This window comes from Pusillimonas caeni, from assembly GCF_003545815.1.
Taxonomy (GTDB): domain Bacteria; phylum Pseudomonadota; class Gammaproteobacteria; order Burkholderiales; family Burkholderiaceae_B; genus Pusillimonas; species Pusillimonas caeni.
Map to the genome: position 1 here is coordinate 113,690 of NZ_PDUW01000007.1, position 18,368 is coordinate 132,057.

Consider the following 18,368-nt stretch of genomic DNA (forward strand, 5'->3'; position numbering starts at 1 on the left):
CGTTTCGGGCCGCCGGTAGACGGCGGCCCGAAACATGGCGGGTTAGTGCTTGAAGACGCCTCCCGGAGACTCGCCGGCCGGCTGCTTGGTGCTGGCCACGGCCTCGGCCGCGAGCCGCGCGACTTCTTCGTCGGACAGCGGCGTGGGCATGTCCTGCAGCGCGACTTCGAGCACGCGGTCGATCCATCTGACCGGGATGATCTCGAGGTGGTTCTTGACGTTGTCGGGGATCTCGGCCAGGTCTTTCACGTTCTCTTCGGGAATCATGACGACCTTGATGCCGCCGCGATGCGCCGCGAGAAGCTTTTCCTTCAGGCCGCCGATGGGCAGAACCTCGCCTCGCAGCGTGATCTCGCCGGTCATGGCGACGTCGGCCCGCACGGGAATGCCCGTCAGCGCCGACACCATGGCGGTGGTGATGGCGATACCGGCCGACGGACCGTCCTTGGGCGTGGCACCCTCGGGGAAGTGCACGTGCAGGTCGCGCTTTTCGAAGGCCGTGTTGGGTATGCCCCACTTCTGGGCGCGCGAACGCACCACGGTGCGCGCGGCCTCGACGGATTCTTTCATGACGTCGCCCAGCGAGCCGGTGCGCTGCACCTGCCCTTTGCCCGGCATGTCGGCCACCTCGATGGTGAGCAGGTCGCCGCCGACCTCGGTCCAGGCCAGACCGGTAACCTGGCCGATCTTGTTTTCTTTCTCGGCCATGCCGTAGTTGTAGCGGCGCACGCCGAGGAAATCGGACAGGTTCTCGGAGTTGACCTCGATCTTGACGACTTCGCCCTGGGCCGCGCCGCGACGCGCGCGGCGGCCTGCCTCGGGGTTGGACTCGAGGGTCTTCTTGACCACCTTGCGGCAGATCTTGCTGATTTCGCGCTCGAGCGCCCGCACTCCGGCCTCGCGCGTGTAATAGCGCACGATGTCGCGGATGGCGTCCTCGGTGATGGCCATCTCGCCCTCGCGCACGCCGTTGTTCTTCATGAGCTTGGGCAGCAGATGGTCAAAGGCGATATGCACTTTTTCGTCTTCGGTGTAACCCGAGAGGCGAATGACCTCCATACGGTCGAGCAGCGCCGGCGGGATGTTGAGCGTGTTGCTGGTGGCCACGAACATGACGTCGGACAGGTCGAAATCGACCTCGACGTAGTGATCCTGGAATGTGTGGTTCTGCTCGGGGTCGAGCACCTCGAGCAGGGCCGAGGAAGGATCGCCGCGGAAATCGGCGCCCATCTTGTCGATTTCATCGAGCAGGAAGAGCGGATTGCGCACAGCCACCTTGGACATGTTCTGCAGGATCTTGCCGGGCATGGAGCCGATATAGGTGCGCCGATGGCCGCGGATCTCGGCCTCGTCGCGCACCCCGCCCAACGCCATGCGCACGAACTTGCGGTTGGTGGCGCGCGCTATGGATTGCCCGAGCGAGGTCTTGCCTACGCCGGGAGGCCCGACCAGGCAGAGAATGGGCGCCTTGAGCTTGTCGACGCGCTGCTGCACGGCGAGATATTCGATGATGCGCTCTTTGACCTTTTCGAGGCCGTAGTGGTCGGCATCGAGCACCTGTTCGGCATTCGAGATGGAATTGTTGATGCGGCTCTTCTTGCGCCAGGGCAGACCGATGAGCGTATCGATGTAGTTGCGCACCACCGTGGCTTCGGCCGACATGGGCGACATGAGCTTGAGCTTCTTGAGTTCGGCCTCGGCCTTTTTGAGGGCCTCTTTGGGAAGCTGGGCGGCCTCGATCTTTTTCTCGAGCTCTTCGATGTCGGCGCCTTCTTCGCCCTCGCCCAGTTCTTTCTGGATGGCCTTGACCTGTTCGTTCAGGTAGTAGTCGCGCTGGCTTTTCTCCATCTGCTTCTTGACGCGTCCGCGGATGCGCTTCTCGACCTGCAGGATGTCGATCTCGGATTCGAGCTGGGACAGCAGGTTTTCGAGGCGCGGCGAGGTGTCGGTGATTTCGAGCATGTGCTGCTTTTGCTCGAGCTTGAGCGGCAGATGGGCCGCAATGGTGTCCGCCAGACGGCCGGCGTCGTCGATGCCGCTGAGCGAAGTGAGGATTTCCTGGGGGATTTTTTTGTTGAGCTTGACGTATTGCTCGAACTGGGCGACCACGGCCCGGCGCAGCGCCTCGGATTCGGCGCCTTGTTCCGGGTCGAGCGCAACGGCCTGGACGTTGGCCACGAAATGGTTGTCGGCTTCGGTGACGCTATTGACGCGCGCGCGCTGCAGGCCTTCGACCAGCACCTTGACCGTGCCGTCGGGCAGCTTGAGCATCTGCAGTATGCTGGCGGCGCAGCCGATCTCGTAGAGATCCTCCGGCGCGGGGTCGTCCTTGCTGGCCGACTTTTGCGCCACCAGCATGATGTTGTTGCCGCCTTCCATGGCCATTTCGAGCGCCTTGATGGAACGGGGACGGCCGACGAACAGCGGAATCACCATGTGCGGAAACACCACCACGTCACGTAAAGGCAGCAGGGGCAAGTCCATGGGTTCCGAAGAGAGAATCGGGCTCGCAGACATAGTAATTTCCTTAAAAAGCTCTGCGTTGGAAACAAAAAGGGAAGCCTAGCCCCCCTTTTTGAGTACTACATGTGAGTTATGTAGTGACGATAGCGGAAATTTCAAGTCGCCGCAGCGATAAACCCACAAACCACAAGGACATTTCAAAGAACGGCTCAGGCAGCGCCTTTCAGTTTCGGCACAGCCGGCTTGTCGGATAGATCGTCGGCGGATTCTTCCTCGTCGCCATAGATGAGCAGCGGGGCTCCGGTACCCTGCACGGCGTTCTCGTCCAGCACAACCCGTTTGACATTCTCGAGCGAGGGAAGTTCATACATGGTGCCCAGCAGCGATTGCTCGACGATGGAACGCAGGCCGCGCGCGCCGGTGCGGCGCTTGATCGCCTTCTGGGCGATGGCGCTGAGCGCCTGCGGCCGGACCTCGAGCTCGACGTCCTCCATCTCGAACAGTTTCTGGAACTGCTTGATGAGGGAGTTCTTGGGCTCGGTAAGGATGCGCACCAGGGTCTGCTCGTCGAGCTCCTGCAAGGTGGCCACGACCGGCAAGCGCCCCACCAGTTCGGGGATGAGGCCGAACTTGATCAGGTCTTCGGGTTCGACCTCGGAGAAGAGTTCGCCGACGCCGCGCTCGGTCTTGGCGCGCACCGAGGCCGAGAAGCCGATGCCGGACTTTTCGGTGCGGTCACGTATGACTTTTTCGAGGCCGTCGAAGGCGCCGCCCACGATGAACAGGATGTTGGTGGTGTCGACCTGGACGAAATCCTGGTTGGGATGCTTGCGCCCGCCCTGGGGCGGCACCGAAGCCACCGTGCCTTCGATCAGCTTGAGCAGGGCCTGCTGCACGCCTTCGCCGGACACGTCGCGCGTGATGGAGGGGTTGTCGGACTTGCGCGAGATCTTGTCTATCTCGTCGATGTAGATGATGGCGCGCTGCGCCTTCTCGACATCGTAGTTGCAGTTCTGCAGCAGCTTCTGGACGATGTTCTCGACGTCTTCGCCGACGTAGCCGGCCTCGGTAAGCGTGGTGGCGTCGGCCATGACGAAAGGCACGTCGAGCATGCGCGCCAAGGTTTGCGCCAGCAGCGTCTTGCCGGAGCCCGTGGGCCCGATCAGCAGGATGTTGCTCTTGGAAAGTTCGACGTCGTCGCCCTTGACCTCGCCGTACCGGATGCGCTTGTAGTGGTTGTACACCGCCACGGCCAGATTGCGCTTGGGGACGTCCTGTCCAATGACATAGCCGTCCAGAAAGGACTTGATCTCGCGCGGCGTGGGCAGTTCGTTGCGAATGGCGTCACGCGCGGCCTCCTGGGTTTCTTCCAGGATGATGTCGGTACAAAGATCGATGCATTCGTCGCAGATGAACACGGAGGGCCCCGCGATCAGCTTGCGCACCTCGTGCTGACTTTTATTGCAAAACGAACAATGCAACACTTTTTCGTCTGCCGATCCTTTTTTCTCGGGCATAAAACTATAAGTTCCTATGACGACACGGCCCGCCGAGGCCGCCTGTCGATAATAATCGGCGAATACCGCTGTGGCCCCGCCGACCGGCTGGCCTACGCCTCGGCGGAGTCGGAGCGTGAGACCAGAACTTTATCCACCAACCCATACGATACTGCATCTTCGGCGGACATGAAATTGTCGCGCTCGGTGTCTTCGGCGATGCGCTCGACCGGCTGACCCGTGTTGGCGGCCAGTATGGCGTTGAGGCGTTCGCGCAGGCTCAGGATTTCGCGCGCCTGGATCTGGATGTCGGATGCCTGGCCCTGGGCGCCGCCCGAAGGCTGGTGAATCATGATGCGTGAATTGGGCAAGGTGTAGCGCTTGCCCTTTGCGCCGGCCGACAGCAGAAAGGCGCCCATGCTGGCGGCAAGCCCGGTGCACAGCGTGGAGACGTCGGGCTTGACGAACTGCATGGTGTCGTAGATGGCCATGCCCGCGTACACCGACCCGCCCGGCGAGTTGATGTAGAGTGAGATGTCCTTGTCGGGGTTCTCGGACTCGAGGAAGAGCAGCTGCGCCACCACGAGATTGGCCGACTGGTCGTTGACCGGCCCGACGAAGAAGATGACGCGCTCGCGCAGCAGGCGCGAATAGATGTCGTAGGAGCGTTCGCCGCGGCCCGATTGCTCGACGACGATGGGCACGTAGCCCAACCCGGTGGGTGTGACCGAGTCGCCGCCGTACATCGACGCGTAGAAATCAGTGAATCGCTGCATTTATGCAGTCCCCATAAGTTCGTCGAAATCGACGGTTTCATCAGTGACCTGCGCCTTGGACAGGACATGCTCGACAACGTTGTCTTCGAGCACCAGGGCCTCGATCTCGGCGCGGCGCTGGCGGTCGGACAGATAATACGTCACGACCTGGGCGGGCTGCTCGTAGTTCTGGGCCAGCTCTTCGATGCGGGCGCGCACCTGTTCGGGCTTGGCGCGCAGTTCGGCGTTGTTGACCAGTTCGGACACCAGCAGGCCCAGGCGCACGCGGCGCTCGGATTCGGCCGCGAAGGTCTCGGGAGGAATCGGCAGGCTGTCGGCATTGGGCACGCCGCGCTGCTTGAGCTCTTCGCGCGCCGCGGCCACGCGGTTGTGGGTGTCGTTTTCGACCAGGGCCTTGGGCACGTCGAACGTGCAGGCGGCGGCCAGGGCGTCCATGACGCTGCCCTTGGTGCGGGCCTGGGCGCGCGCCTTGACTTCGCGCTGGATGTTGGCGCGCACGTCTTCGAGCAGTTTCTCGACATCGCCTTCAGCCTGGCCCAGCGACTTGGCGAATTCGGCATCGACTTCGGGCAGCACGGGCTCGGCCACTTCGGTGACGGTGATCTTGAATTCGGCGGTCTTGCCCGCGACTTCCTTGCCGCCGTAATCGGCGGGGAATTCGAGCGGGAAGGTGTTGGTGTCGCCCGCCTTCAGGCCGCGCACGGCGGTTTCGAACTCGGGCAGCATGCGGCCCTGACCCAGCACGAAGGGGAAGTTCTCGGCCGAGCCGCCTTCGAAGGCCACGCCGTCGATCGTGCCGGCGAAATCGAGCGTGACGCGGTCGTCGTCTTGCGCGGCGCGGCCTTCGCGCGGCTCGTAGACGGCGCGCTGCTTGCGCAGGATGTCGATGGTGCGCTGGACTTCGGCGTCGCCGACTTCGACGTTGCTGCGGGTGACCTGCAATGCGGACAGGTCGGGAGCGGCGATTTCGGGATAGACCTCGAAGGTGGCCGAAAAGCCCATATAGCCTTCTTCGACGCCTTCGGTCTTGGGCTCGAGATCGGGAGTGCCGGCAATGCGCAGCTGGGCGTCGGCAATGGCTTTGTCAAGCGCCCGCCCCACTTCGGCGTTGATGACGTCGTAGCGGATGCCGGGGCCGTGGCTGCGCTCGATGATGGAAAGAGGCGCCTTGCCCGGACGAAAGCCCTGAACCTTGGCTGTGCGCGCAACACGCTTGAGCTGCGACTGGACTTCTTTTTCGACATCGGCAACAGAAACGACGAGATCGATACGACGCTCCAGGCCAGACAGAGTTTCAACCACGGGCTGCTGCATTGGGAACCTATATGTAAGTGGGTAAATGGATAGATGAACAGGATATTTTACCGGAAACTCCAAGGCGCCGAAAAAGCCTGCATGCGGGTCGGATTCGGTGGGTAAACCTTCGCCCGGGGGCGCCGGCTGCGATGAGAAAACACGCTATAATGCTTGGCTTGCCTAGTGCGAACGTGGCGGAATTGGTAGACGCACCAGATTTAGGTTCTGGCGCCGAAAGGTGTGAGAGTTCGAGTCTCTCCGTTCGCACCATCGAGGCAGCCCGGCCCGGCGCGACGTCCGGCTAGTGCTCGACCGGCGCAGAACCAGAAGGCTTTCTCCGCCTTCGGCGCGACGCGACAGGCGGCTTGCCAATCCTGCCGGCAACCTCTATCGCGGCACACATGAATCCTCGCCTAGGCGCTCTCAATCCCTATCCCTTCGAACGGCTGCGGCAATTGCTGGCCCAGGCCGGTCCCGCGCCCGCGGACCTCGCCCCCATCAGCCTCTCGATCGGAGAGCCCCGGCACCCCGCCCCCCAGGTTGCCATCGACGCCATGCGCAACGCCATGGACGGCCTCTCGGCCTACCCCCCGACCAAGGGCGAGCCCGCCCTGCGCGCCGCCATTTCGGGCTGGATCGCCAGGCGCTACGGCATTCCGGAGCCCGACTCCGAGACCGAGGTGCTTCCCGTGCTGGGCTCGCGCGAGGCGCTGTTCGCCATCGCGCAAACCGTCATCGACCCGGTGCCCGGGGCGCTGGCGGTGTGCCCCAATCCCTTCTACCAGATCTACGAAGGCGCGGCCCTGATCGCCGGCGCCCGGCCCTACTTCATCAACTCCCGGCCCGACCTCAACTTCGGCTACGACTGGGAGGCGGTGCCGCCCGAGGCGTGGCGCCGGACGCAGCTGCTTTTCGTCTGCTCGCCCGGCAATCCCGCCGGCAACGTGCTGCCCCTGGAAAGCTGGCAGACTCTATTCCGCCTGTCCGACGAATACGGCTTCGTCATTGCCGCCGACGAATGCTATTCCGAGATCTATTTCGACGAGGGCGCTCCGCCGCTGGGCGCCTTGCAAGCGGCGCATCAGCTGGGACGCGGCGATTTCCGCAATCTGCTGTGCTTTTCCAGCCTGTCCAAGCGCTCGAACGTGCCGGGCATGCGCTCCGGCTTCGTGGCCGGTGACGCCGCCCAGATCCGGCAATTTCTGCTTTACCGCACCTATCATGGCAGCGCCATGAGCCCGGTCGTCTCGCAAGCCAGCATAGCCGCCTGGAACGACGAAGACCATGTCGCCGAAAACAGGCGGCTCTACCGCCGCAAGTTCGACGCGGTGTACCCCATCCTGAAGCCCGTGCTGGACGTGGCGCTGCCCGACGCAGGGTTCTATCTATGGGCCGGCACGCCCGGAAGCGACGAGGACTTCACCCGCGCGCTGCACGCGGCCACCGCCGTCACGGTGCTTCCGGGCAGCTATCTGGCTCGCGAGGCGCACGGAATCAATCCGGGCGCGGGGCGCATCCGCATCGCCCTCGTCGCGCCCGAACAGGACTGCGTGGATGCCGCGCAGCGCATGGCCCGCTTCCTGCGGGAATACTCTCCGCCCCGCTAGAAACATTGCCGTCGATGGCCGGGCTCTTTTCAACCGCTACTACATACACGAAACGATGACGACAGAACTGCAAGACATCATTGAACGAGCCTGGGACGAGCGCAACACTCTGGCCCCCGCAAACGCGGACGCCCGGATACGCGAGGCCGTCGACCAGACGCTTCAGGCCCTCGACCAAGGCAGCCTGCGCGTGGCGGAAAAGATCGCCGGCGAATGGATCACCCATCAGTGGATCAAGAAAGCTGTCCTGCTGTCCTTCCGCCTGCAGGACAACCGGCCGATGGGACAGGCCCCGCTGCAGTTCTACGACAAGGTCGACCTGAAGTTCGCCGGCCACAGCGCGCAGGACTTTGCCGAGGGCGGGTTTCGCGTCGTCCCCCCCGCCACGGCGCGCCGCGGCGCCTATATCGGCCGCAACGTCGTGCTCATGCCCTCCTATGTGAACATCGGCGCCTATGTGGGCGAAGGCACCATGGTCGACACCTGGGCCACGGTCGGGTCCTGCGCCCAGATCGGCCGCAATGTGCATTTGTCCGGCGGCGTCGGCATCGGCGGCGTGCTCGAGCCCCTGCAGGCCAATCCGACCATCATCGAGGACAACTGCTTCATAGGCGCGCGCTCGGAAGTCGTCGAGGGCGTGATCGTGGAAGAGAACTCCGTGCTGGCCATGGGCGTCTTCCTGTCGCAAAGCACGAAGATATACGACCGCGCCACCGGCGCCGTCAGCTACGGCCGCGTGCCGGCCGGCTCGGTGGTGGTGCCCGGCTCGCTGCCCGCCGCCGACGGCTCGCACAGCCTGGCCTGCGCCGTCATCGTCAAGCGCGTCGATGCCCAGACGCGCGCCAAGACCAGCGTCAACGAATTGCTGAGGGCCTGATGTCCGACGTGCGCAAACTGGCCGAAGCGCTCATCAGCCGGCCTTCCGTCACGCCCGACGACGCCGGCTGCCAGGCGCTGCTGGCCGAGCGGCTTGGGCCCAGCGGCTTCCAGGCCGAATCCATGCCCTTCGGCGTCGTGTCCAACCTATGGCTGCGGCGCGGCGGCGCGGCGCCGCTGCTGGTGTTCGCCGGCCATACCGACGTCGTGCCTACCGGTCCGCTGGAAAAATGGGACAGCGACCCATTCGTCCCGGCCGAGCGCGACGGTCTGCTCTACGGACGCGGCGCCGCCGACATGAAGAGCTCGATCGCGGCCTTCGCGGTGGCGGCCGAAGAGTTCGTCGCCGCCCATCCCGGCCATGGCGGTTCGATCGCGCTGCTCATCACTTCGGACGAGGAAGGACCCTCGGTCGACGGGACGGTGAAGGTGTGCGAGGCGCTGCGCGCGCGCAACGAAATTCCCGACTACTGCATCGTGGGCGAACCGACGTCGGTGTCGGCGCTGGGCGATACGGTCAAGAACGGACGGCGCGGGTCGCTGTCGGGGCGTCTCGCCGTGCGCGGCCGCCAGGGGCACGTCGCCTATCCGCATCTGGCCCGCAACGCGGTCCATCTGCTGGCGCCCGCGCTGGCCGAACTGACGAGCCTGCAATGGGATGCCGGCAACCAGTACTTTCCCGCCACCACCTTCCAGGTATCCAATCTGCACGCGGGAACCGGGGCGACCAATGTGGTGCCCGGAGAGGCCGTGGTCGACTTCAATTTCCGCTTTTCGACCGAGAGCACGCCCGAGGCGCTCAAGCAGCGCGTCCATGCGCTGCTGGACGCCCATGGCTTGCAGTACGATCTGGAGTGGACGCTGGGCGGCGAACCCTTTCTTACGCCTCGAGGCGAGCTCAGCCGCGCCGTCAGCCGGGCCATACTGGACGAAACCGGCGTGGCGACCGAGCTGTCCACCACCGGCGGCACCTCCGACGGCCGCTTCATCGCCAAGCTTTGCCCGCAGGTGGTGGAATTCGGCCCCATCAACGCCAGCATCCACCAGACCAATGAACACATACGCATCGATACGCTGGAACCCTTGAAGAATATTTACCGCCGCACACTCGAAAACCTGCTGCTGAACGACGGAGACGCCGCATGAACGCCGCCGCGCTGGACGAACTGCACACTTTGCGCGATCTGCTGCGCTATGCCGTCAGCCGCTTCAACGCCGCCCAGCTGTCGTTCGGCCACGGCAGCGACAACGCCTGGGACGAGGCCGTGTACCTGCTGCTGCACGTACTGCATCTGCCGCTGGACACGCTGGAGCCCTTTCTCGACGCCCGCCTGACGTCCGAGGAAAAGAAGCGCTGCCTGGAGATCGTCGAGCGCCGCCTCGATGAACGCGTGCCCGCGGCTTATCTGACCGGCGAAGCCTGGCTGCAGGGGCAGCGTTTCGCGGTGGACTCGCGGGTCATCGTGCCCCGTTCACCCATCTCGGAACTGCTGGTCGAAGCGCTGCAGCCTTGGGTCGCCGACCCCGACGACGTCGATTATGTGCTGGACCTGTGCACCGGCTCGGGCTGCCTGGCGATTCTCGCGGCGCTGGCCTTCCCGAACGCGCAGGTGGACGCGGTGGATCTCTCGGAACACGCCCTGGAGGTCGCCGACCTGAACATCGAGCAGTTCGGCCTGGACGGGCGGGTCGCCACGCATCGCAGCGATTTGTTCGACCAGTTGCCTCAATGCCTGTACCAACTGATCGTGTGCAATCCGCCCTACGTCAACGACCATTCGATGGAATCGCTGCCGCCGGAATACCGCCATGAGCCGACCATGGCGCTGGCGGGCGGCGGCGACGGCATGGACATCGTGCGCCGGCTGCTGCGCGACGCGCCGCGCTTCCTGGACGAACGCGGCATACTGGTGCTGGAGATCGGCAACGAGTACGAAAACTTCGTCAATGCCTTTCCCGAGCTCGAGCCGGTCTGGCTCAGCACGGCCAATACCGAGGATCAGATCCTGATGCTGACGCGGGAGCAGCTGGTCTCGTGATACGCGCAAACGGACTGACCCTTCGCCGCGGCACCAAAGTTCTGCTGCAGGACGCCGACTTCGTCGTCAATCCCGGCGAGCGCCTGGGCTTCGTGGGCAAGAACGGCGCGGGCAAATCGACGCTGTTCTCCCTGCTCCAGGGCCGCATCGATCTGGACGCGGGCAGCCTGTCCCTGCCCGACACCTGGCGCATCGCCAGCGTCGAGCAGGAAATCACCGCGCTCGACCGGCCCGCCCGCGAGTTCGTCATCGACGGCGACACGCAACTGCGGCGCCTGCAGGCCGAGCGCGAAGCGACGCCCGACCATGACGGCCACCGCATCGCCGAGCTCGAAGCGGCGCTGGTCGAGGCCGACGCCTGGAGTGCGCCGTCTCGGGCGGAACAGCTTCTGGCCGGACTGGGTTTCGCCCCGCATGAATGGATGCGTCCGGTGGGCGAGTTCTCGGGCGGCTGGCAGATGCGTCTTGCGCTGGCGCGCGCCTTGATGGCGCCCTCGGAACTGCTGTTGCTGGACGAGCCCACCAACCACCTGGACCTGGACGCCATGCTGTGGCTGGAACGGTGGCTGGCGGCCTACCAGGGCACAGTGCTGCTGATCTCCCACGATACGGAGTTCCTGGACGCGGTGGCGCGTTCGATACTGCATTTCGATCACGGCAAGCTGGTGCGCTACCGCGGCGGCTACGAGGACTTCCTGACGCAGCGGGCCGAACGCCTGCGCCAGACCCGCATCGCCTGGGAGCGACAGACGCGCGAAACGGCCCGGCTGCAGAGTTTCATCGATCGCTTCAAGGCCAAGGCCACCAAGGCCAAGCAGGCGCAAAGCCGGGTCAAGGCCCTGGCCCGCATGGAAACGCTGGCGCCGCTGCACGCCGAGGCCGGCATAGACATCCGAATTCCCGATCCGGGCAATGTGCCCGATCCCTTGCTTACGCTGCACGATGTGTCGGTCGGCTATACGGCGGGTGACGAAGGCCCCGGCAAGGCGGTGTTGAAGGATGTGACGCTGATGCTGCGCGCCTCCAGCCGCATCGGCGTACTGGGCGTCAACGGCGCCGGCAAGAGCACGCTGATCAAGACGCTGGCCGGGGAACTGCCGGCGCTGGCGGGCGAACTCAAGGCATCGAAGGGGCTGAACATCGGCTATTTCGCGCAGCAGCAGCTGGACATGCTGCGCCTGGACGAAACGCCCCTGCAGCACCTGGCCCGCCTGGCGCCCCAGACCCGCGAGCAGGAACTGCGCAACTATCTGGGCGGCTTCGGTTTCAGCGGCGATACGGTCAATAGCCGGGTGGCGCCGATGTCGGGCGGGGAGAAGGCCCGGCTGGCCCTCTCGCTGATCGTCTGGCAAAAACCCAATCTGCTGCTGCTGGACGAGCCCAGCAACCACCTGGACGTGGACACCCGCGAGGCGCTGGCGACGGCGCTGGCCGAATTCGAAGGCAGCGTGCTGCTGGTCTCGCACGACCGGCATCTGCTGCGCACGACGGTGGACAGTTTCTGGATCGTGGCGGACGGGGCCGTGCTGGAGTTCGACGGCGACCTGGAAGACTACCGTTCGTGGCTCAACGAGCGCACGGCTGTGCAACGGGAGGCTGCGCGCAGCCAGGCTTCGGCGGCGGCTGATGCGCCGGTGGACCGCAAGGCCCAGCGCCGCCAGGAAGCGGAGGAACGCCAACGGCTTTCGGCGCTGCGCAAGCCGATCGAGACGTCGCTCAAGAAGCTCGAGACGCGCATGGAGCGCGATCGCAAGCGCTTGGACGAGTTGAATGCGCTGATCGCCGACCCGGAATTCTATTCGGATTCCCGGCGCGATGAACGGCCTGCTGTTCTGGCCGAGCATGGGGAGTTGAGCAAGCAGATGGATGCGCTCGAGGAGGAGTGGCTGCTGCTGCAGGAAGAGCTGGAAGGCTTGTCTTGAGCTCTTTAACCACCCAGCCAATTGGATGGCCCTGTTTTGAGTCTTTGAGCCCGCCCCACACCTCATAATTTCGAAGTTTGCTGCGCTGGTGGCTTCGCGGTCTGCGGCAACTGGGGCTTTAGCCCGCAATCACGTCCAGCTTGGCAATTCCCAAAGCCAGCGTCTTTGTGCCCGCGTCGCGGAACTGGATCTGGGCTTGAGAATCCTGCCCCATGCCGCTGAGCCCGATGATGGTGCCTTCGCCGAACTTGGCATGGCGCACGCCCTGCCCTATGCGATAGTGCCGGTCGCCCACCGTCACGCCGCTGGTCACGCTGCGCGGCGTGCGGGGCGCGGCCGTGCCGGTCGGCGGACGCCCGTAGGCGTCGGACCGGCGCCATCCCGCCTGGCTCCAGCTCTCGGCGGGCAGGGTCCGGGCTTCGCGCGGGGTCAGCCATTTGAGGTGCTCTTCGGGAATCTCGTCCAGAAAGCGTGAACGCATCGCATAGCGCGTCTGCCCGTGCAGCATGCGGCTTTGGGCGAGGGTAAGGTAGAGCCGCTCGCGGGCCCGCGTGATGGCCACGTACATGAGGCGGCGCTCTTCTTCGAGGCCCGCGGCGTCGAGCAGGCTGTTTTCGTGCGGGAACAGGCCTTCTTCGATGCCGGTGATGAACACCGAGTCGAACTCCAGACCCTTGGCAGCATGCACGGTCATGAGCTGGACGGCGTCCTGGCCCGCCTGGGCCTGGTTGTCGCCCGCCTCGAGCGAGGCGTGGGACAGGAAGGCGGCCAGCGGCGACATGGCGAATTCGGCGGATGGCGCCTGGGCGGCGTCGTCGGCAAGCTCGACGTCGGGCAGCATCGAGACGGGACGCTCGATGGCCAGGCCCGCCGGCAGGCCTTCGACGTTCTCCTCGGCGGCGAACACCGCGGCCGCGTTGACGAGTTCCTGCAGGTTTTCCAGGCGCTCCGCGCCCTCTTTCTCGGCGCGGTAATGGGCTTGCAGGCCGCTGTGATGCACGACGTGTTCAATGAGTTCGGGCAGGCTCAAGGCCTGGGCCTCGTGGGCCATGTCGGTCACGAGATCGGCGAACTTGAGCAGGTTGCTGCCGCCCTTGCCCGACATGAAGGGCACGGCCCCGTACAGGCTGGTGCCTCGCTCGCGGGCGGCGTCGGCCAATTGCTCCAGCGTGCGGGCGCCTATGCCGCGCGCCGGGAAATTGACCACCCGCAGCCACGAGGTGTCGTCGTGCGGGTTGTCCATGAGACGCAGATAAGCCAGCGCGTGCTTGACCTCTTGCCGCTCGAAGAAGCGCAGCCCGCCATACACCTTGTAGGGGATGCCGGATGAAAACAGTGCGTGCTCGATCACGCGCGATTGCGCGTTGCTGCGGTACAGGATGGCGATTTCCCGGCGCAGCCTGCCGTCGTTGATCAGGGCCTTGACCTCGTCGACGATCCATTGCGCTTCCATGAGGTCGGAAGGCTGCTCGGTGACGCGCACGGGTTCGCCCTCGCCCTGCGCCGTCCAGAGATTCTTGCCCAGGCGAGCGCTGTTGTGCGAGATCAGCGCATTGGCCGAATCGAGGATGTGGCCGTAGGAGCGATAGTTCTGCTCGAGCCGGATGACCGCGCCCCGTGCATAGTCGCGTTCGAAGTCGGCCATATTGCCGACATTGGCGCCGCGAAAGGCGTAGATGGACTGGTCGTCGTCGCCCACGGCGAAGACGCAGGCCCCGCCTCCGGCCAGCAGTTGCAGCCAGCGGTACTGAAGGGTGTTGGTGTCCTGGAACTCGTCCACCAGAATATGGCGGAAACGGCGCTGATAGTGCTCGCGTATGGGGCCGTTGCGCTGCAGCAGCTCGAAGGCGCGCAGCAGCAGTTCGGCGAAGTCGACCACGCCCTCGCGCTCGCATTGCGCCTGGTACAGGCTGTAGATCTCCACCAGGCGCCGACGATGCGGGTCGTCGGCCTGCACGGCATCGGGACGCAGCCCTTCTTCCTTGGCGCCGTTGATGAAGCGCTGCACATCGCGGGGCGGATACTTGTCGTCATCGATGCCCGCGCCCTTGATCAGGCGCTTGATGGCCGAGAGCTGGTCCGCCGTGTCGAGAATCTGGAAGGTCTGCGGCAGGCCCGCATCGCGGTGATGCGCACGCAGCATGCGATTGCACAAGCCATGAAAAGTGCCCACCCATAAACCGCGCGTATCCAGCGGCAACAGGCTGGACAGGCGAGTGAGCATCTCGCGCGCGGACTTGTTGGTGAAGGTGACCGCCAGCAGCCCGTAGGGGCTGGCCTGGCCCGTTTGAATGAGCCAGGCCATGCGCGTCGTCAGGACGCGGGTCTTCCCGCTGCCCGCGCCGGCCAGGACCAGCGCGTGCTGTGCGGGAAGTGTGACGGCGGCTTTTTGTTCGGTATTGAGCTGGTCGATCATGCCGCGTAGCGGCGCAGGCGGTAGGCGAACTGCTCGAGGCCTTCGATGCCGCTTTGCTGGGCGCGTTGGCACCACGCTTGCAGATCACTGAGCAGCTGTTCGCTGGTGGCGCTGGAGCTTTCCCAGAGGCGGGTCAGTTCGCGGCGCATCTGCACCAGAGTGGAAAGCGACTGGTTCTGGGCCAGGACGGTGTCGAGTTCGGCCCGCTGCGCGGGCTCGAGCGCATCGGCGTCGGGGCTGCCCAGCGTATGCCTGATGCGGCTCAGCTGGCGCCAGCGGCAGTCGGGGCTGCCTTTTTCACGCAGCGGCTTGAGCTTGGCCAGTTCGTCGGCGGCGGCCTTTTTGATGACGTCGGTATAGCGGGCCAGAATCTCGTAGCGATGCAGGATGACGCCCTCGAGCGTTTGCAGGCTGACGGATTGGGCCGCCGGCTCGAGCTTGAGCTTGGGCGCGACGCGCCGCACCGTGGCCAGGCGGAAGAAGCTGAGCACCTTGATGTAGCCCCAGCCGATGTCGAATTCCCACCACTTGGCCGAGAACTTGGCCGAGGTGCCGTAGGCGTGGTGGTTGTTGTGCAGCTCTTCGCCGCCGATGATCACGCCCCAGGGAAAGACGTTGGTGCTGGTGTCGGGACTGGCGTAGTTGCGATAGCCGATGTAGTGGCCCAGCCCGTTGACGACGCCGGCCGCCCAGAAGGGAATCCAGGCCATCTGGATGGCCCAGACGGTAAGGCCCAATACGCCGAACAGGGCCAGGTCGATGCCCAGCATGATGAGGATGCCGAGCATGCTGTGGCGCGAATACAGCTTGCGCTCGATCCAGTCGTCGGGCGTGCCGTAGCCATAGCGCTTGAGGGTTTCGGCATTGGCGGCCTCTTCGCGGTAGAGTTCGGCGCCGCGGAAGAATACCTTGCCGATGCCGTAGATCATGGGCGAATGCGGGTCGCCTTCGCGCTCGCATTTGGCGTGGTGCTTGCGGTGGATGGCCACCCATTCTTTCGTGACCATGCCGGTGGTCATCCACAGCCAGAAGCGGAAGAAATGCATGACGGCCGGGTGCAGATCGAGGCCCCGGTGCGTCTGGCTGCGATGCAGGAAAAGCGTCACACCCAGGATGGTGACGTGGGTAAGCGCCAACGTGACCAAGGCGACCTGCCACCACGAGTACTGCAGCAAACCGCCCGCCAGGAAAGAAAGAAGATTGTCCATATACCTGCTTGATAAGGCTTTGTATTAAGAAGCCCCTAGTTGAATATCCAGTAGATTCTAGCGTAGATGCCGTTATTCTGACAGCAAAGTTTCAAAATAGTTTTTGAGGAAAATCAAGGACATGCCCCGGTGAAACCGTCTGAAACCCATGGATTCACGCGCTACGCCCCGCCGCCGAACGTTGCATGGCCGCCGCAAAGAAGCCGTCGGTGCCGTGCCGGTCGGGACGCATCGACAGGTAAGGCCCCTCAAGCGTCAGGTTCTTGCAACGGTCCGTGATGATTTCACCGGCGTCCAACAGCTCGAAATCCGGATTCGCCGCCAAAAAGGCCTCGACCTGCTGCTGATTTTCCTCGGGAAGCACGCTGCAGGTTGCATAGACCAGCCTGCCGCCCGGCGCCACGCACTCCGAGGCCTGCCGCAATATGCGTGCCTGAAGCGCCCGCAACTCTTCCAGCGAGCCCGGATGCTGGCGCCATTTCAGGTCCGGATTGCGCCGCAGCGTGCCCAGGCCGCTGCAGGGAGCATCGACGAGCACTCGATGGGCCTTGCCCCGCAGACGCCTGACCCGCTGGTCGTTGTCGGCGTCTATCACCACCGGCACGATGTTGGACAGCCCGCTGCGGGCGAAACGGGGCTTGGCGCGCGCCAGCCGCGCATTGGACACGTCGAAGGCGTAAAGACGCCCGGTCGAACGCATCAAGGCGCCCAGCAATAGCGTCTTGCCGCCGGCGCCGGCGCAATAGTCGATGATCATTTCGCCGCGGCGCGGAGCCACCAGGGCGGTCAGTATCTGGCTGCCCTCGTCCTGCACTTCGATTTCGCCCCGCTCGAACATGGGCCAGCGATTGATCGGGGGCCGGCCCTGCATGCGGATGCCCCAGGGCGAATAAGGCGTGGCCCGGGGCTCGAAACGAGCTGCAGGCCCTTCGCGCAAGGCCTGCAGCATGGCGTCTCGTTCGGCCTTGAGCGAGTTGACGCGCAGATCCAGCGGCGCGGGCTGGTTCAGGGCTTCGATCAGTGCCTCGGCGTCGTCGAGCTGGCTCAGCCGCTCGGCAAGCCAGTCGGGCAGGCTCCAGCGCACGGCCGGAGCCAGCCCACGCACGTCGATGCCGCGCACGTGATCGAGCCAGGCTTTTTCTTCGGCGCTCAGAGCCTGGTCCAGCTTGGCGGGCTCGAACACCGAAGCAAGGCCCAGAATGGCCAGGCGGCGCGAAGCGGGACCCGTACCGCTTTCGGCAAACTGGCGATAGCGGCGCAAATGCCTCAGTACATCGAATACGCCATCGGCCAGTTCGACGCGATCGCGCGCGCCCAGCTTGGGATGGGCGCGCAGCCAGCGGGACAGCACGGCATCGGCCGGATACTGCCATTGCAGCATTTCGCCCAGCACCTCCTGGACTTGCTGTATGCGTGCGGCCGCCACGGCGTAAAACTTCTCCGGGGCGGCAGCCGGCTTCGCCCGCCCCTGCCCCGGGGAACGCGTTGCCGCCGTTCGGCTTTTCGCCGGCGCGCCCCGCCGGGCCTTGCTTGAATTACTCATGTCTACCTTTGAAGTCAGTATCCGCCGTCGGACGGCAGGATGAAAGAACGGTTGGCCACGCCACGCACCTGCACCCGCTGCATGGCGTCCAGCGTGACTTGTCCCCGGGCCAGCCAGCCGACCACCTCGCCGTAAACCCGGTGCTCGACCTGCAACAGACGGTCGGCCAGGTCGGCGGGCGTATCGCCGGCCAGGACGGGCACGACGCCCTGGGCGATGATGGGGCCGTGATCGAGCACGGGCGTCACGAAATGCACGGTGCAGCCATGCCACTGCACGCCCATCGCCAGGGCCTGCTGATGCGTGTGCAGGCCCGGAAAAGACGGCAGCAGCGAAGGATGGATATTGACCAGCCGTCCGTTGAAACGTTCGACGAATCCGGTGGTCAGCACCCTCATGAAACCCGCCAGCAGCACGTAGTCGGGCCGGTAGGCCTCTATGGCCTGCGCCAGCGCCGCGTCGAACAGTTCGCGCGATGCATAATCTTGATGCGGAAGGACTTCGGTCGCGATGCCCTGCTCGCGCGCCCAGCCGAGCGCGGCGGCACGGGGCGAGCTGGACACCACCGCGCACACTTCGGCGGGCAGCTCCCGCTCGCGCAAGGTCTGAACGATGGCCCGCATATTGCTGCCCCGGCCCGAAACGAGCACGACGAAGCGGCAGCGGCAAGAATTTGTTCCCGGCAAGGTCTTTTCCCAGAAGGAGCTCAACATAAAATTGTAAACT

The 18,368-nt window shown here is 64.7% G+C and carries 13 protein-coding genes and 1 tRNA gene; 6 read left to right on the plus strand and 8 right to left on the minus strand.

Translation table 11 applies throughout. The annotated features are described in order from the left end of the window. Positions 1-42: 42 nt before the first annotated feature. The 4 genes from lon to tig all read right to left on the minus strand — a co-directional run bounded on the left by lon (position 43) and on the right by tig (position 6,049). On the minus strand, positions 43-2,517 hold the full coding sequence (lon, locus tag CSC67_RS15595; RefSeq protein ID WP_118995366.1) for an endopeptidase La: 2,475 nt from the start codon (positions 2,515-2,517) through the stop codon (positions 43-45). 155 nt (positions 2,518-2,672) lie between these two features. Continuing rightward, positions 2,673-3,980, minus strand: coding sequence for an ATP-dependent Clp protease ATP-binding subunit ClpX (gene clpX / locus CSC67_RS15600; protein WP_118995367.1), 1,308 nt, complete (start codon positions 3,978-3,980; stop codon positions 2,673-2,675). Between the two features lie 92 nt (positions 3,981-4,072). Beyond that, positions 4,073-4,735 carry an ATP-dependent Clp endopeptidase proteolytic subunit ClpP gene (clpP, locus tag CSC67_RS15605; protein WP_118995368.1) on the minus strand — a complete coding sequence of 221 codons (663 nt, stop codon included), beginning with the start codon at positions 4,733-4,735 and terminating at the stop codon, positions 4,073-4,075. Next, a complete protein-coding gene (gene tig, locus CSC67_RS15610; protein ID WP_118995369.1) occupies positions 4,736-6,049 on the minus strand; it encodes a trigger factor in 1,314 nt (437 codons plus the stop codon). It abuts the gene before it with no gap. Between the two features lie 167 nt (positions 6,050-6,216). Here tig and CSC67_RS15615 point away from each other — a divergent pair. The 6 genes from CSC67_RS15615 to CSC67_RS15640 all read left to right on the plus strand — a co-directional run bounded on the left by CSC67_RS15615 (position 6,217) and on the right by CSC67_RS15640 (position 12,475). Then, positions 6,217-6,301, plus strand: a tRNA-Leu gene (locus CSC67_RS15615). A gap of 131 nt (positions 6,302-6,432) precedes the next feature. Next, on the plus strand, positions 6,433-7,638 hold the full coding sequence (gene dapC, locus CSC67_RS15620; RefSeq protein WP_118995370.1) for a succinyldiaminopimelate transaminase: 1,206 nt from the start codon (positions 6,433-6,435) through the stop codon (positions 7,636-7,638). 55 nt (positions 7,639-7,693) lie between these two features. Further along, positions 7,694-8,515: a 2,3,4,5-tetrahydropyridine-2,6-dicarboxylate N-succinyltransferase gene (dapD, locus tag CSC67_RS15625; RefSeq protein WP_118995371.1), complete on the plus strand. Its 822-nt coding sequence runs from the start codon at positions 7,694-7,696 to the stop codon at positions 8,513-8,515. Further along, positions 8,515-9,660 (plus strand): succinyl-diaminopimelate desuccinylase, encoded by a 1,146-nt coding sequence (dapE, locus tag CSC67_RS15630; RefSeq protein WP_118995372.1) that lies wholly within the window; start codon positions 8,515-8,517, stop codon positions 9,658-9,660. Before dapD ends, dapE begins: the two co-directional genes overlap by 1 nt. Next, the gene (prmB, locus tag CSC67_RS15635) at positions 9,657-10,553 is read left to right on the plus strand and encodes a 50S ribosomal protein L3 N(5)-glutamine methyltransferase (RefSeq protein WP_118995373.1); all 897 of its coding nucleotides are present in this window, start codon (positions 9,657-9,659) and stop codon (positions 10,551-10,553) included. Before dapE ends, prmB begins: the two co-directional genes overlap by 4 nt. Continuing rightward, positions 10,550-12,475 carry an ABC-F family ATP-binding cassette domain-containing protein gene (locus CSC67_RS15640; protein WP_118995374.1) on the plus strand — a complete coding sequence of 642 codons (1,926 nt, stop codon included), beginning with the start codon at positions 10,550-10,552 and terminating at the stop codon, positions 12,473-12,475. Before prmB ends, CSC67_RS15640 begins: the two co-directional genes overlap by 4 nt. A gap of 118 nt (positions 12,476-12,593) precedes the next feature. Here the strand turns inward: CSC67_RS15640 and CSC67_RS15645 are convergent, their stop codons facing one another. The 4 genes from CSC67_RS15645 to purN all read right to left on the minus strand — a co-directional run bounded on the left by CSC67_RS15645 (position 12,594) and on the right by purN (position 18,328). Continuing rightward, a complete protein-coding gene (locus CSC67_RS15645; protein ID WP_118995375.1) occupies positions 12,594-14,891 on the minus strand; it encodes a UvrD-helicase domain-containing protein in 2,298 nt (765 codons plus the stop codon). Next, positions 14,888-16,099 (minus strand): DesA family fatty acid desaturase, encoded by a 1,212-nt coding sequence (locus CSC67_RS15650; RefSeq protein ID WP_118995376.1) that lies wholly within the window; start codon positions 16,097-16,099, stop codon positions 14,888-14,890. Before CSC67_RS15650 ends, CSC67_RS15645 begins: the two co-directional genes overlap by 4 nt. Before the next feature lie 154 nt (positions 16,100-16,253). Beyond that, entirely contained in the window at positions 16,254-17,492 is a 1,239-nt protein-coding gene (locus CSC67_RS15655; protein ID WP_118995518.1) for an RsmB/NOP family class I SAM-dependent RNA methyltransferase, read from the minus strand. Between the two features lie 164 nt (positions 17,493-17,656). Beyond that, positions 17,657-18,328 (minus strand): phosphoribosylglycinamide formyltransferase, encoded by a 672-nt coding sequence (gene purN, locus CSC67_RS15660; RefSeq protein WP_118995517.1) that lies wholly within the window; start codon positions 18,326-18,328, stop codon positions 17,657-17,659. Positions 18,329-18,368: the final 40 nt, after the last annotated feature.